This is a genomic window from Paenibacillus agilis (assembly GCF_007786455.1).
GTDB lineage: Bacteria > Bacillota > Bacilli > Paenibacillales > Paenibacillaceae > Paenibacillus_B > Paenibacillus_B agilis.
The window spans coordinates 155,139-168,651 of record NZ_VNJK01000002.1; the positions used below are offsets into that span (position 1 = coordinate 155,139).

Annotated in this window: 16 protein-coding genes; all 16 read right to left on the reverse strand. The window is 46.3% G+C overall.

Going from position 1 to position 13,513, the window contains the following annotated elements:
• Nucleotides 1-17 precede the first annotated feature (17 nt).
• The 16 genes from FPZ44_RS17100 to rpiB all read right to left on the reverse strand — a co-directional run bounded on the left by FPZ44_RS17100 (nucleotide 18) and on the right by rpiB (nucleotide 13,345).
• Complete coding sequence (locus FPZ44_RS17100; protein ID WP_144992050.1) at nucleotides 18-431, reverse strand: F0F1 ATP synthase subunit epsilon; 414 nt, start codon at nucleotides 429-431, stop codon at nucleotides 18-20.
• Nucleotides 432-499: 68 nt separating this feature from the next.
• Nucleotides 500-1,906: a F0F1 ATP synthase subunit beta gene (atpD, locus tag FPZ44_RS17105; protein WP_144992052.1), complete on the reverse strand. Its 1,407-nt coding sequence runs from the start codon at nucleotides 1,904-1,906 to the stop codon at nucleotides 500-502.
• Nucleotides 1,907-1,940: 34 nt separating this feature from the next.
• Nucleotides 1,941-2,816 carry an ATP synthase F1 subunit gamma gene (atpG, locus tag FPZ44_RS17110; protein ID WP_144992054.1) on the reverse strand — a complete coding sequence of 292 codons (876 nt, stop codon included), beginning with the start codon at nucleotides 2,814-2,816 and terminating at the stop codon, nucleotides 1,941-1,943.
• Between the two features lie 109 nt (nucleotides 2,817-2,925).
• A complete protein-coding gene (gene atpA / locus FPZ44_RS17115; RefSeq protein ID WP_144992056.1) occupies nucleotides 2,926-4,440 on the reverse strand; it encodes a F0F1 ATP synthase subunit alpha in 1,515 nt (504 codons plus the stop codon).
• A 32-nt stretch (nucleotides 4,441-4,472) separates the two neighbouring features.
• Nucleotides 4,473-5,021 (reverse strand): F0F1 ATP synthase subunit delta, encoded by a 549-nt coding sequence (locus FPZ44_RS17120; RefSeq protein WP_144992058.1) that lies wholly within the window; start codon nucleotides 5,019-5,021, stop codon nucleotides 4,473-4,475.
• On the reverse strand, nucleotides 5,018-5,503 hold the full coding sequence (atpF, locus tag FPZ44_RS17125; RefSeq protein WP_144992060.1) for a F0F1 ATP synthase subunit B: 486 nt from the start codon (nucleotides 5,501-5,503) through the stop codon (nucleotides 5,018-5,020). Before atpF ends, FPZ44_RS17120 begins: the two co-directional genes overlap by 4 nt.
• A gap of 96 nt (nucleotides 5,504-5,599) precedes the next feature.
• A complete protein-coding gene (gene atpE / locus FPZ44_RS17130) occupies nucleotides 5,600-5,815 on the reverse strand; it encodes a F0F1 ATP synthase subunit C (protein ID WP_028593843.1) in 216 nt (71 codons plus the stop codon).
• Nucleotides 5,816-5,916: 101 nt separating this feature from the next.
• A complete protein-coding gene (gene atpB / locus FPZ44_RS17135) occupies nucleotides 5,917-6,693 on the reverse strand; it encodes a F0F1 ATP synthase subunit A (protein ID WP_144992062.1) in 777 nt (258 codons plus the stop codon).
• Between the two features lie 27 nt (nucleotides 6,694-6,720).
• Nucleotides 6,721-7,095 (reverse strand): ATP synthase subunit I, encoded by a 375-nt coding sequence (locus FPZ44_RS17140; protein WP_144992064.1) that lies wholly within the window; start codon nucleotides 7,093-7,095, stop codon nucleotides 6,721-6,723.
• Nucleotides 7,088-7,321, reverse strand: coding sequence for an ATPase F0F1 (locus FPZ44_RS17145; protein ID WP_144992066.1), 234 nt, complete (start codon nucleotides 7,319-7,321; stop codon nucleotides 7,088-7,090). Before FPZ44_RS17145 ends, FPZ44_RS17140 begins: the two co-directional genes overlap by 8 nt.
• 176 nt (nucleotides 7,322-7,497) lie before the next feature.
• Nucleotides 7,498-8,652 (reverse strand): non-hydrolyzing UDP-N-acetylglucosamine 2-epimerase, encoded by a 1,155-nt coding sequence (wecB, locus tag FPZ44_RS17150; protein ID WP_144992068.1) that lies wholly within the window; start codon nucleotides 8,650-8,652, stop codon nucleotides 7,498-7,500.
• A gap of 73 nt (nucleotides 8,653-8,725) precedes the next feature.
• A complete protein-coding gene (gene upp, locus FPZ44_RS17155) occupies nucleotides 8,726-9,355 on the reverse strand; it encodes a uracil phosphoribosyltransferase (protein WP_144992070.1) in 630 nt (209 codons plus the stop codon).
• A gap of 230 nt (nucleotides 9,356-9,585) precedes the next feature.
• Nucleotides 9,586-10,626 carry a glycine-rich domain-containing protein gene (locus FPZ44_RS17160; protein ID WP_144992072.1) on the reverse strand — a complete coding sequence of 347 codons (1,041 nt, stop codon included), beginning with the start codon at nucleotides 10,624-10,626 and terminating at the stop codon, nucleotides 9,586-9,588.
• 228 nt (nucleotides 10,627-10,854) lie between these two features.
• Complete coding sequence (gene glyA / locus FPZ44_RS17165) at nucleotides 10,855-12,111, reverse strand: serine hydroxymethyltransferase (RefSeq protein WP_144992074.1); 1,257 nt, start codon at nucleotides 12,109-12,111, stop codon at nucleotides 10,855-10,857.
• 160 nt (nucleotides 12,112-12,271) lie between these two features.
• A complete protein-coding gene (locus tag FPZ44_RS17170) occupies nucleotides 12,272-12,868 on the reverse strand; it encodes a TIGR01440 family protein (RefSeq protein ID WP_144992076.1) in 597 nt (198 codons plus the stop codon).
• 18 nt (nucleotides 12,869-12,886) lie between these two features.
• Nucleotides 12,887-13,345 (reverse strand): ribose 5-phosphate isomerase B, encoded by a 459-nt coding sequence (rpiB, locus tag FPZ44_RS17175; RefSeq protein WP_144992078.1) that lies wholly within the window; start codon nucleotides 13,343-13,345, stop codon nucleotides 12,887-12,889.
• Nucleotides 13,346-13,513 lie beyond the last annotated feature (168 nt).

Genomic DNA, 13,513 nt, shown 5'->3' on the forward strand with positions numbered 1-13,513 from the left:
AGGCAGCCTCTTTATGATTATCGGTTCTCCGATACTTTAAGACGCGCAATTGCACGTTGAAGCGACAGTTCCGCACGACGGAAGTCAACATGATCCTGCTTACTGCGATCTGCCATCGAAATACGCTGCTCCGCACGAGACTTGGAAGCCTTCGCACGATCTACGTCGATATTTTCAGGCAATTCTGCACTTTCTGCCAGCAAGACCACTTTATCCTTGCGTACTTCCAAGAAGCCGCCATGAACAGCTACAAAATGCTCTGTACCGTTCACTTTGATCTTCATTGGAGCGATCTGAAGTGGTGTGACCATCGGAATATGCCCAGCTAAGATGCCAAGCTCCCCTTCAACGCCTTTCACGCTGATGCTGTTCACTTCCTGCGCAAATACTTTGCGCTCAGGAGTGACAATCTCCAACATAAAGGTGCTCAAATGTGGTTCCTCCTTCCGTTCCGAACTTCGTTAGATGAAGATTCGGACCGTATCACATCAAGCTGCTATTATAGCGATTTCGCTTTCTCAACAGCCTCTTCGATCGTACCAACATACAAGAATGCTGCTTCTGGAAGATTGTCATGCTTACCTTCCAAAATCTCTTTAAAGGAACGTACTGTTTCTTTAACAGGTACGTATTTTCCTTTGTGACCTGTGAATGGCTCTGCCACGTGGAATGGCTGGGACATGAAACGCTCGATCTTACGTGCGCGCGCAACAGTCAGCTTATCTTCCTCGGACAATTCGTCCATACCCAAGATTGCGATAATATCTTGCAGCTCTTTGTAGCGTTGAAGAATACGCTTAACGCCTTGAGCAACGTTGTAATGCTCTTCACCTAGAACTTCAGGTGTCAAGATACGAGAAGAAGATGCCAATGGGTCAACCGCAGGGAAGATACCCATCTCGGAAATACGGCGCTCCAAGTTCGTCGTTGCATCCAAGTGAGCAAACGTCGTTGCTGGAGCTGGATCCGTATAATCATCCGCTGGAACGTAGATCGCTTGGATCGACGTAACGGAACCTTTTTTCGTAGAAGTAATACGCTCTTGCAATTGACCCATCTCTGTTGCCAATGTAGGCTGGTAACCTACCGCGGATGGCATACGTCCTAGCAATGCAGATACCTCAGAACCTGCTTGCGTGAAGCGGAAGATGTTATCGATGAAGAGCAATACGTCTTTACCTTCTTGATCACGGAAATATTCCGCCATCGTCAAACCTGTCAAAGCAACACGTAGACGAGCTCCAGGTGGTTCGTTCATCTGACCGAATACCATCGCTGTCTTCGCGATAACGCCAGATTCACTCATCTCATGATACAAGTCATTACCTTCACGTGTACGCTCACCAACACCTGCGAATACAGAGATACCGCCGTGCTCTTGCGCGATGTTGTTGATAAGTTCTTGGATCGTTACCGTCTTACCTACACCCGCACCACCGAAGAGGCCGATTTTACCACCCTTCGCATATGGAGCAAGCAAGTCGATAACTTTAATTCCTGTTTCAAGAATTTCTGCTTGAGTGGACAACTCATCGAACGTAGGTGCTTCTCTATGAATTGGGTTAACCAAGTCACGGTTTACTTCACCAGCGTTATCGATTGGCTCACCCAATACGTTAAATACACGACCCAATGTTACATTACCAACTGGTACTGTAATCGGTGCTCCGAGGTCTACTGCTTCGATACCACGAACCAAACCGTCTGTAGAAGACATCGCAACGCAGCGAACTACGTTATCGCCCAAGTGGACGGATGCTTCCAACGTTAGGTTGATATTAGGCACGCCAGGAGCTGTCGATTTTTGTTCGATCTTGATCGCGTTCAAAATTTCCGGAAGTTGACCACGTTCGAATTCAATGTCAATAACCGGACCTGTAACGCTTAACACGCGTCCTTTGTTCATCTCGTTCCCTCCTACTGAAAAACTGCCTTATCCATTAAGCCTGAGCACTCGCTCCTGCTACGATTTCGGAAATTTCTTGCGTAATAGCCGCTTGGCGCGCACGGTTGTATGTCAGTGTTAATGAAGAAATCATCTTCGTTGCATTCTTCGTCGCACTGCCCATCGCCGTCATTTGCGCACCGAACTCACTCGCTTTCGCGTCGAGTACTGCGCTATAGATAAGCGTTTCTGCGTACTTCGGCAGCAAGTGAGCCAACACTGTATCCGCATCTGGCTCATACTCGTAGGTTGCCGTAGCTTGCACCGCTTTAGCGCCGCTTACAGCGTTATCTTCTAGCGGAAGCAAACGCTTTTCAACCGGAGTTTGCGTAATCGCATTGATGAACTCGTTGTAGAACAGATTCAATTCATCGTATTGACCTTCTTCAAAATATTGAACCGCTTTGTAGGCGATAGTTTTGATGTCGGCAAACGTCGGTGAATCTGGTACTTCCGTAACATCTTCTACGATTGGCAATCCTCTGCGGCGGAAATAATCACGGCCTTTGCGTCCAATAACAAACAACGCGTACTCATCCGTCGAACGATGGCGCTCTGCAATCGTATCCATCAGCTTACGAATGACGTTGGCGTTGTAACCGCCTTTCAATCCGCGATCTGATGTAATGATGAGATAGCCCGTCTTCTTGATAGGACGCTTCACTAGCATTGGATGCTGAGCATTTTGCGTACCTGCCGCGATGCTGTTCACAACTTCTTTCAGCTTTTCTGCATAAGGACGAGCCGCTTGCGCAGCTTCCTGTGCACGACGAAGCTTAGCAGCTGCAACCATTTCCATCGCTTTCGTGATTTGTTTCGTGCTCTGAACGCTCTTAATTTGGCGCTTTATTTCGAGCATACCTTTAGCCACTTACGTTTCACCTGCCTTATCAGCTCTGCCCGAGACAGAGCTTGCTTCTTCGCTTGAACGTGGTGAACCGGGACGCAGCAATGCGCACCCGGTTACCCTTTATATTTCATTAAGCCGAAACGGCAAAGCTTTTCTTGAACTTTGTCACTGCTTCAACGATCTGATCTTCCGTCTCTTTGGATAGATCTTTCGTGTCACGGATCGATTCAAGGATAGCTTGAGCATTAGACTCGACATAAACCAAGAACTCTTGCTCAAAGCGACGGATATCGGACAATGGAATCTCATCAAGATGACCACGAGTAGCGATGTAAAGACTCACTACTTGCTTCTCAACCGCAAGCGGTTGGTTAACACCTTGTTTCAAGATTTCCATCAGACGGTCACCACGGTTAAGACGGGACAAAGTGGATTTATCCAAGTCGGAGCCGAATTGGGAGAATGCTTTCAACTCGCGGTATTGTGCGAGGTCAAGCTTCAACGTACCAGCTACCTTCTTCATCGCCTTAATTTGTGCAGCACCACCTACACGGGATACAGAGATACCAACGTTTGTCGCTGGACGCTGACCCGAGTAGAACAAGTCTGACTCTAGGAAGATCTGTCCGTCTGTAATAGAGATAACGTTTGTCGGAATGTACGCAGATACGTCATTCGCTTGCGTCTCAATGAACGGCAATGCCGTCAAGGAACCGCCGCCATTCTCATCGCTCAGCTTCGCTGCGCGCTCTAGCAAACGGGAGTGCAAGTAGAATACGTCACCCGGATATGCTTCACGGCCCGGAGGACGACGGAGTAGCAACGAAAGCTCACGGTATGCAGCCGCTTGCTTGGACAAGTCATCATAAACAACGAGAACGTGCTCGCCTTTGTACATGAAGTACTCACCCATCGCGCAACCAGAGTAAGGCGCCAAGAAGAGAAGCGGAGCCGGCTCGGATGCGGATGCCGTTACAACAATTGTGTAGTCCAAAGCACCGTGACGACGAAGCGTCTCAACTACTTGAGCTACAGTGGATTGTTTTTGGCCGATAGCAACGTAAATACATTTTACGCCGTTACCTTTTTGGTTAATGATTGTATCGATTGCAACTGTCGTTTTACCTGTTTGACGGTCACCGATGATCAACTCACGCTGACCACGACCGATAGGAACAAGTGCATCGATAGATTTGAGTCCAGTTTGCATAGGCTCATGAACCGATTTACGGTCGATAACACCTGGTGCTGGAGACTCAACTGCGCGGAATTCTGTCGTTGCGATTGGTCCTTTACCATCTACTGGCTGACCAAGCGGATTCACGACGCGGCCAAGCAAAGCTTCACCGACTGGAACTTCCATGATGCGTCCTGTACGTTTAACTTGGTCACCTTCACGAATGTCTTTGTAAGGACCAAGAATAACGATACCGACGTTGTTTTCTTCCAAGTTCAGGGCCATACCCATTACGCCGTTTGAGAATTCGAGCAACTCACCGGACATACATTGTTCTAGGCCGTGAACACGGGCAATACCGTCACCGACTTGAATAACGGTACCGACCTCTGCTACTTCGATTTGAGACTGGTACTTCTCAATTTGACTTTTAATCAGCGTGCTGATCTCTTCAGGTCTGATGCTCACTCGCTTCACCCCATTCTTCCGTGCTTTATCTATTACCGTGCAATTGCATTCAATTGTTGTTGTACGCGTGCCAATTGACCGGATAAGCTTCCGTCATAGAGACGGTCGCCGATACGGACTTGGATACCACCGATCAACGTTGGATCGACGATGTTATGCACACGAATCGTCTTGTTTTCTTTCTTGCCGAACACAGCAGCGATCTGCTGTTGCTCTTCTTCACTAAGGGCTACTGCTGAACGAACCTCAGCACTTGCCACTCCAAGCGCTTGGCCTGCAATGCGGACATAATAGTCCAACAAATCGCCAAGCAGCAAGATGCGACCGCGTTCCACGAGCATTTGCAGCGTGTTCAACACGATCTCGGAAGCATTTCCTGCGAAAGCCGCTTTCAATACATCCACTTTTTCCGAACTATTAATGTTTGGCGTTGTCAGAAGCAGTTCCAACTGATGGTTGTTACGCACTGCCTCTACGACCGAGCGCAATTGCTGCTCCGTCTCAACAACGGATTGACGTTCGTTCGCCAATTCGAACAGCGCCTTGGCATAACGTTTAGCAACTACGGATTCTCGGCTCATTGTTTGCCTCCTACCTCATTCAGGTATTCGTCAACCAATTGAGCTTGGTCCTTCTCATCGACTTGCTTCTTCAACAATTTGGAAGCGATTGCGACAGACAAGCTGCCAACTTCTTGACGAAGCTCATCAACTGCCTTGTTCTTCTCATTCTCGATGTCACGTGCTGCTTCATCTTTGAGACGAACAGTTTCTTGCTTAGCTTTGTCAATGATCTCGTCAGCTTGACGAACAGACGTCTGCTTCGCTTGCTCAATAATATCGTACGCTTCTTTGCGAGCTGTAGAGAGAGCTTCTTTCTGCTCTTCCACATACGCTTGAGCTTGTGTACGGCTTGTTGCTGCATCATCCATTTGCTGTTTAACCAACAGACGACGCTTTTCCATTACTTCTAGCAATGGCTTAAACGCATATTTCTGGAGTAGCACATATAGAATAAGGAAACCCAGAATTGCAAACACGAAATTCTCCCAAATAAACGCCACTACAGTCACTCCTTTCCGGTAACCTCACTTACAGGTCCTAACAAAACGAAGGCGCGGATGGCATCGGCCTTCCCCGCCAAACCGTCTGACTATGAATTAAGCTCCGAAGAAAATCAAGAAAGCGATAAGAGTAGCTGCAAGAGGGATAACCTCTACTACACCGACACCGATGAACATTGTCGTTTGCAATTGGCCACGTGCTTCTGGTTGACGAGCGATAGACTCAACTGTGCGGGATACGATCATACCGTTACCAATACCTGCGCCCAATGCGCCCAAACCTACTGCTAATGCTGCTGCTAAAAATTCCATTTGTTACATCCTCCTTAGAACTGGTTAATAGTTTTGAAATAATAATTAGTAGAACATTCCTTACCTTCGTTATTCTCGAGGTGAGTCATAACTTCTAGTTCTTAATGTTCCTCATGAATCGAAGCTTGAGCGATGTATACCATCGTCAGCATCGTGAAGATAAACGCCTGCAATCCACCGACAAACAAACTGAAACCTTGCCATGCTGCAGTGAAAGGAAGACCGAAGATACCAGCTTTGATAAGCGTCGATAGAATAACTTCCCCTGCAAAGATATTCGCGAACAAACGAATACCAAGCGCTACTGGCTTCGCCAAGTTCTCCACGATATTAAGTGGGAGGAAGATTGGGAATGGCTCAATGTAGTGCTTCAGATAATGCTTGCGGTTGTGCTTCAAACCTAGATAGTTCACCAGGATGAAAATCACGGTTGCTAGTCCCATGGTAACCGCGATATCTGCCGTTGGAGATTTCCACCAGAGCAATTGAATATGCTCACCTTCGCCAAGTGCGTCAAACGCTGCTTGGTTAGTAGCCAAAATCTCGTAACCAAATATCGATGTTGGTCCATGTGGTTCTGTAATAATTGCAAATGGCAATCCTAGTATGTTGGAAACGAAGATAAATAGCATAAGGGTCATACATAAAGATATGTATCCCAGACCTTTCTTCAAATCCATTGTACTGCCGATAATGCCTTGTACGAATTCGACAAGCCATTCCATGAAATTCTGCATACGTGTAGGATTGTCAATCGACAAGTTTCGGACAGCCACGCGTGCTAGGACAAACACGATGAGACCGGAAATGAGGAGCATACCTATTGTTGATAGGTCAAAGTTTATCCCCCAAATCTGAATTATTGGAGCAAAATGCATGTAATGTGTTCACCCCTTTCCATAGCTTTATTTATTTTTAGATGCTACTGAAATAGCGACAACCAAGATTATGAGCTGCGATAAAAACAACCCGATAATTGTCGACATAAGGGATATCTGTTCAAACTTCACTGCGATCATAACGACCAACAGCGAGATGCACATTCTTGTGAGCAGGCCGAAATTAACTCGTCCTTTCTCTTGATTGGCCGCCATTTCCGACAGACGCATAACCTTCATGGCCAAATTGCGCACTGTAAGCAAACCTGCGACCAAGCCTAGTGCTAGACCAGCCACTAAGGGCCGATGTTCGGGTAAGAACGCCCATGCGAACAGCGCTGCTGACATCAGTAGAAACACTGTTCTAGTAGCTGCGTTCACAATGGAAGATAATTCACTCATTTTGTTCCCCCATGAACTTTGTCACATAGTAGATGATATGAATCACCCCGGTCACAAATCCGATAATGACACCAAGGCCAATCCAGATTCTAGGACCCTCCCATTCTTGCCTCAGCCAGCTCCCTATCAAGTATCCAACAAGAATATACAAAATAAGGGTAACGCCTGCGCCGCCGATAGCAAGAGCAGTCCGCCATGTGCTCTCGTTATGATTACTAGGTTTCATAGGCTATAATTCCCATTCATTTTACTTAATACTATAAGAACTTGTCAACGAATGTTAGCCAGATTTTGCCACGTTTTGTAGACAACTGTCCAAACTGTACGGCTTGTACGACTCTCGCACAAACCGTACAGTACTACTGTATGCTGAACCGTTTTTAAAGAGAAGAGCCTATCGCATTAAATTGTGAACTTTGTGTGAAATGGCTCAGGTCTTTCTTCGTTTATACCGAAGCTGTGAAGAATCGCACTGACAATTCTCGCAGAAGCTTTGCCATCACCATACGGATTTGCCGCTTGGCTCATGCGCTCATAAGTAGCAGAATCTTCAAGCAACGCCTTCGTACGCGCGTAAACCTGCTCTTCTTCGGTACCTACCAACTCTAATGTACCAGCTTCGATTCCTTCAGGACGCTCTGTCGTATCTCGCAATACAAGTACAGGAACACCGAATGACGGCGCTTCTTCCTGCATACCACCGGAATCTGTCAGAATCAAATGCGTATGCGGATAGATATTGTGGAAGTCCACCACATCCAATGGCTCAATAAGCTTAATACGCGGATGATCACCCAACATTTCATGAGCTGGTTCACGCACAGCAGGGCTTGGATGTACCGGATAAACGATAGCAATATCTTCGAATTCATCTGCAATGCGACGTACAGCACGGAAAATATTACGGTGCGGTTCACCTTGCGACTCGCGGCGATGCGCAGTCATTAGAATAAGGCGCTTACCCTTCGCCCAATCTAGCACTTCATGCTCATAATCATCCCGTACTGTATATTGAAACACATCTGTTGCCGTGTTGCCTGTGACATAAATCGATGATTCTGATTTGTTTTCTTTGCGTAGGTTGCCAGCCGACCAATCTGTTGGGGCAAAATGTAAGTCAGCCATAACGCCAGTCAACTGACGGTTCATCTCCTCAGGATAAGGAGACATTTTATTCCAAGTACGCAACCCAGCTTCAACATGACCAATTTTGATCTGCTGCATGAATGACGCATAGCTTGCCAAGAATGTCGTCAACGTATCTCCATGAACAAGCACGATATCCGGCTTTGCTTCACGAAGTACTGGCTCAAGACCTTGAAGAACTCGAATGGAAATGTCATTTAAAGATTGCTGCTTCTGCATAATGTCTAAATCATAATCCGGCGTAATCTTGAATACTTCAAGCACCTGGTCAAGCATTTGACGATGCTGAGCCGTTACGCACACGATAGACTCAATATGCTCTGGATGCTTTTGCAGTTCCAAAATCAATGGAGCCATCTTAATCGCTTCCGGTCGAACACCGAATACCGTCATGACTTTAATTTTGCTCATAGGTCAATCCTCCGATATATATCATCATGAATGTAAGCGGCAGCCTATTCGGCATGCCGCTTTGTCTAGTTTATTACTTTGTGCCAAACAAGCGATCTCCTGCATCACCAAGACCAGGTACAATGTAGCCATGATCATCAAGCTTCTCATCAAGAGCAGCCAAGTAGATATCTACATCAGGATGCGCTTCTTGAACAGCTTGTACACCTTCAGGAGCAGCAATCAAGCACATAAGCTTAATTTGCGTGCAATCACGCTTCTTCAAAGAGTCGATAGCTGCAATAGCAGATCCACCTGTTGCCAACATCGGATCGATAACGATCAGCTGACGCTCTTGTACATCTGTAGGCAACTTCGTGTAGTACTCAACTGGCTGCATCGTTTCAGGGTCGCGGAATAGACCTACGTGGCCAATTTTCGCACCTGGAATTAGCTTAACGACACCTTCTACCATGCCAAGGCCAGCACGCAAGATCGGAATCAAGCCAAGCATTCTTCCCGCTACAATTTTAGCTTCTGTCTTCGCTACGGGTGTCTCAACAATCGTTGTCTGCAATGGAAGATTACGCGTAATCTCATATGCCATCAATGTTGCAACTTCATCAACCAGTTCACGGAAATCTTTTGTCGATGTTTTTTTGTCACGAATCAATGTTACTTTGTGCTGAATTAATGGATGATCACAAATGACCAGTTTGCTCATAATAAATAGTTCCCTCCGCAATTTACTCTCATCGTTGAATGCAAACAGTTACATTACACTCGTCCGTCTTCAAACAGCCTTTATTATAACATTTTTACCTATTGACTGCACGTTAAAGAGCCTCCCATTTCTTAGTCCGCTCACATTTTCATAGGATGCACAATTGAAGCTTACCCTATTTGCTACTCGACCTTCCGTGACAGATTACATATCGCTATAAAAAACGATAATTAAGAACTGCCGCACCCCGAGCCGCATGAGCTGCCACAGCTGGAGCTGGAGCCAGAATCGCCGCTGCCACTTCCTTCACTATTACTGCTGCCATAGTCACCACTCGATGAACCACAAGCGCTTGCTCCCGTTGAACAGTTGCTCTTATCGTTTTCTGACATCTCTTCTTCATAATTGACATGATCCGTCGTTGACGCAATAAACATAACCGAAGCCGCCAGTCCCCACTGAAGATAACTGTTATCTTGCTGTGATTGTTGGCGTGAGACAAGATGACCTTGGCGATCCTCCAATCGATAACGCAAATCCCGAACACTTTTCATATCACGCCATTCATCAGCTTGCTGCATTTGCAACCGAGCTTGTTGGATTAAATAGGTCGCTGCCTCTCTTGCCTCAGGAGCCTTTTTCCAACAACTACTGCGAAACATCCGGCGCTCTAATTGTTCCCAATCCGAATGAACGAATTCCTGCTGAAAAACAGGGTCCAGCGGATAACGGAAAAACTTCCCCCACAACTGCTCTGTATATTCGGTTGGTGTGAACAATTGACTATATACCCAATCAAACCATGCACGTAAATGAGGAGTCGGATTCACCGTAACTGCAGGCTCATGATGAATTTTTTCTCCAATATAACGTGTTGACCATTGGTCATAATGGCTTGTAAACATAAGCATTTCATGCCATACTGCATCGACTTTACTGCTGAACATAGGTACTTCTTTTAACATAGCGCATATTACAAAATACCGATCCAATTCTAACTTGCGCCAACTGTATTCCGAATCTGTCATACCCGAAAATTCCTCAAGCATTCGGAGCTTAAGACGCTCCTCGTATTCCGAAGTCCAGCTATGTAAATAATGCTTAACAAGCGGGTACACAGGATGGCTGTGATCTACACCAAGATAGGCTGGGGCAGTCCCTATATAGGGTTTTTCCTTGTTCGATCGTCTATTTCTTGCTTTGGGAGACGAAAATGTAATAACAAGCAGTAAAACGAAAATAATAGCAAAGACTATTAATATTGCCTCCATCTGTTACCCCTCCTCTTTAACCATTACTATATTATACGCTGACATTTCAAAAACGGATCAATATTTCATTTTATAAAATCTTCATAAAAAAACCGTCCGCCGCCTCTAGGGCAACGAACGGTGGTCAAACCTATACATAAGCACGTCATATCATGCAGACTTCACATAGGTTATACGATACAAGTATAGATAATGTTATTTACCTTGCAAGTACAAATATGATTGCGCTTATGCGTCGTAGGACAACTGTGTATACAGTGGATACTGATCCGTCAATGCACGCACTTTGCCACGAGCTTGTTCCAACGTTGCTTCATCCGTAGGATTTTTCAACGTCATCGCAATTACTTCTGCAATAACACGCATTGCTTCTTCATTCATGCCACGCGCTGTTGCTGCTGGCGTACCAACGCGAATACCGCTCGTAATGAACGGGCTCGTTGGGTCGAATGGGATCGCATTTTTATTACAAGTGATGCCGACAGAATCAAGCACTTTTTCAGCATCTTTACCTGTAATGTTAACGCTGCGTGTATCGATAAGCATCAAATGGTTATCCGTACCGCCGGATACCAAATTCAAACCGCGAGCTTGCAGCTCTTCAGCCAACACTTGAGCATTGCTGACAACTTTTTGTGCATATTCCTTAAATTCTGGTTGCAAAGCTTCACCCAATGCAACTGCTTTTGCAGCGATAACATGCATAAGCGGCCCGCCTTGCGTACCTGGGAATACAGACTTATCGATTGCAGCAGCCCATGGCTTACGGCAAAGAATCAAGCCACCGCGAGGTCCGCGAAGCGTCTTGTGTGTTGTTGTCGTTACGAAATGCGCGTGTGGAACTGGGTTAGGATGCAAACCTGCTGCAACAAGACCCGCGATATGAGCCATATCGACCATGAATAGCGCACCTACATCATTAGCGATAGCAGCAAGTGCTTCAAAGTCGATCACGCGTGGGTATGCACTTGCACCTGCTACGATCATTTTCGGACGGTGCTTGAATGCTGCCTTGCGTACTTCCTCATAATCGATGCGGAACGTTTCTTGATCCACACCATAATCTACGAAGTTGTAAAGCACACCTGAAGCATTAACTGGACTTCCGTGCGTCAAGTGACCACCATGCGCCAAGTTCATACCTAGAACCGTATCTCCAGGTTTCAGTGCTGCTAAATAAACAGCCATATTCGCTTGAGCACCAGAATGCGGCTGCACATTTGCATGTTCAGCTCCGAACAATTCTTTCGCACGGTCACGTGCGAGATCTTCTACGATGTCGACGTGCTCGCAACCACCATAGTAACGACGACCAGGATAGCCTTCCGCATATTTGTTCGTCAACACTGTTCCCATTGCTTCCATAACTGCTTCGCTCACAATGTTCTCAGATGCGATAAGCTCGATGTTGTGACGCTGACGCTGCAGCTCCAAATCCATTGCCTTCAATACCTCTGGGTCTTGCTTTCTCAAGAAATCTACCATCGACGTATCCCTCCCACAATTCATCCATACTTCAATTATGCTCAACGCTTTTATATAAATTGACCGAAACGACTATGTAGTTCAGTTATCGTTCCGTGAGCAAATCAATTCCATTACTGTGATTGTTCCATGTTCGAATAATAATGGATTCACGCAACCGTTACGTACAGCTGCCTAATGTATCATTGTCACTATCTTGTTCGAGCCTATATACAGCTCGCTCGCCTCCGATTAGCTTAGGGCGACTCGTTGCCATTGTAACTCGGGCAGCTCCAATCGTCCGGACAGCGGTTCGTAACGGCACAGCCACATGACGCAAATGCATACCAATTAGTGTTTCCCCAATATCCATGCCCGCATGTGCAGACAGATGTTCTACCACACACGGATCGCTCATATTGCGATAAGCGATGGAAGGCATGGAACCTCCTGCCCGAGGCACCGGAATTGCACCGACTTCTTCTAAGCGCATAGTTTCGCACAGTGAACGCTCTATAACCAATGCCCGATTCAAATGCTCGCAGCATTGAAATGCCAGCTGTAATTGATATCGAGATTGAAGAACTTGCAATCCCTCATAGAGCGCACGTGCTACATCTAGTGTTCCAGATGTGCCAATGCGTTCTCCAATCACTTCACTTGTGCTGCAACCGATGACCACGATTTGACCTGGTCGCAACTCAGCAGCCTCTACTAGAGCATTTGCCGCTAGCTCCGCTTCGGCACGAATGGACTCAAGTTGATCTGGATGCTGCATGATGAGTCTCCTTTCCGCTTAAGGAGCTGCGTGATATTTGCGCTCGATTTGGGCTACTTTGTTCAAGCGGCCTGCATGACGCTCACCCTGGCTAAACTCCGTAGACAGCCATACTTTCACGATTTCTTGTGCTACACCTGGACCTGTTACACGCTCTCCAAGAGCCAACACATTCGTATCGTTATGTTCGCGTGTCGCTTGAGCGGAGAAAAGATCGGTAACAAGCGCACAGCGAATGCCTGTCACTTTGTTCGCTGCAATGGACATACCAATACCTGTTCCGCAAATGAGGATACCCCTATCTGCTTCTTTATTAACAACTGCCTCTGCTACTGGCAATGCATAATCTGGATAGTCGACAGATTGGTTGCAATCGCAGCCGTAGTCCTGTACCTCATGTCCCATTTGTTGAATTACTTCAATAATATCTTGTTTCAAACGCACACCTGCGTGGTCTGCTCCGATTGCAATTTTCATAGCAAGAATCCCTCCTACGGTTTATGCCACTATTATAACGAATTTTGTAGAAAAAGACGCATTTCTCGCAAATTCGTCACAAGGGATTAACATCCAAATGCGCTAAATCCTTGACGGAGAGGTGTGCAGATAACAAAAAAAGAGCTAAGCATACGCATATGCGTACAC

Bases quoted from the DNA above. Each gene is read 5' to 3' on its own strand.
- atpD (WP_144992052.1), bottom strand. From the start codon at position 1,906: ATGAACAAAGGACGCGTGTTAAGCGTTACAGGTCCGGTTATTGACATT.
- FPZ44_RS17120 (WP_144992058.1), bottom strand. From the start codon at position 5,021: ATGAGCCGAGAATCCGTAGTTGCTAAACGTTATGCCAAGGCGCTGTTC.
- atpE (WP_028593843.1), bottom strand. From the start codon at position 5,815: ATGGAATTTTTAGCAGCAGCATTAGCAGTAGGTTTGGGCGCATTGGGC.
- atpB (WP_144992062.1), bottom strand. From the start codon at position 6,693: ATGCATTTTGCTCCAATAATTCAGATTTGGGGGATAAACTTTGACCTA.
- FPZ44_RS17140 (WP_144992064.1), bottom strand. From the start codon at position 7,095: ATGAGTGAATTATCTTCCATTGTGAACGCAGCTACTAGAACAGTGTTT.
- FPZ44_RS17145 (WP_144992066.1), bottom strand. From the start codon at position 7,321: ATGAAACCTAGTAATCATAACGAGAGCACATGGCGGACTGCTCTTGCT.
- wecB (WP_144992068.1), bottom strand. From the start codon at position 8,652: ATGAGCAAAATTAAAGTCATGACGGTATTCGGTGTTCGACCGGAAGCG.
- upp (WP_144992070.1), bottom strand. From the start codon at position 9,355: ATGAGCAAACTGGTCATTTGTGATCATCCATTAATTCAGCACAAAGTA.
- FPZ44_RS17160 (WP_144992072.1), bottom strand. From the start codon at position 10,626: ATGGAGGCAATATTAATAGTCTTTGCTATTATTTTCGTTTTACTGCTT.
- glyA (WP_144992074.1), bottom strand. From the start codon at position 12,111: ATGGTAGATTTCTTGAGAAAGCAAGACCCAGAGGTATTGAAGGCAATG.
- FPZ44_RS17170 (WP_144992076.1), bottom strand. From the start codon at position 12,868: ATGCAGCATCCAGATCAACTTGAGTCCATTCGTGCCGAAGCGGAGCTA.
- rpiB (WP_144992078.1), bottom strand. From the start codon at position 13,345: ATGAAAATTGCAATCGGAGCAGACCACGCAGGTGTGCGTTTGAAACAA.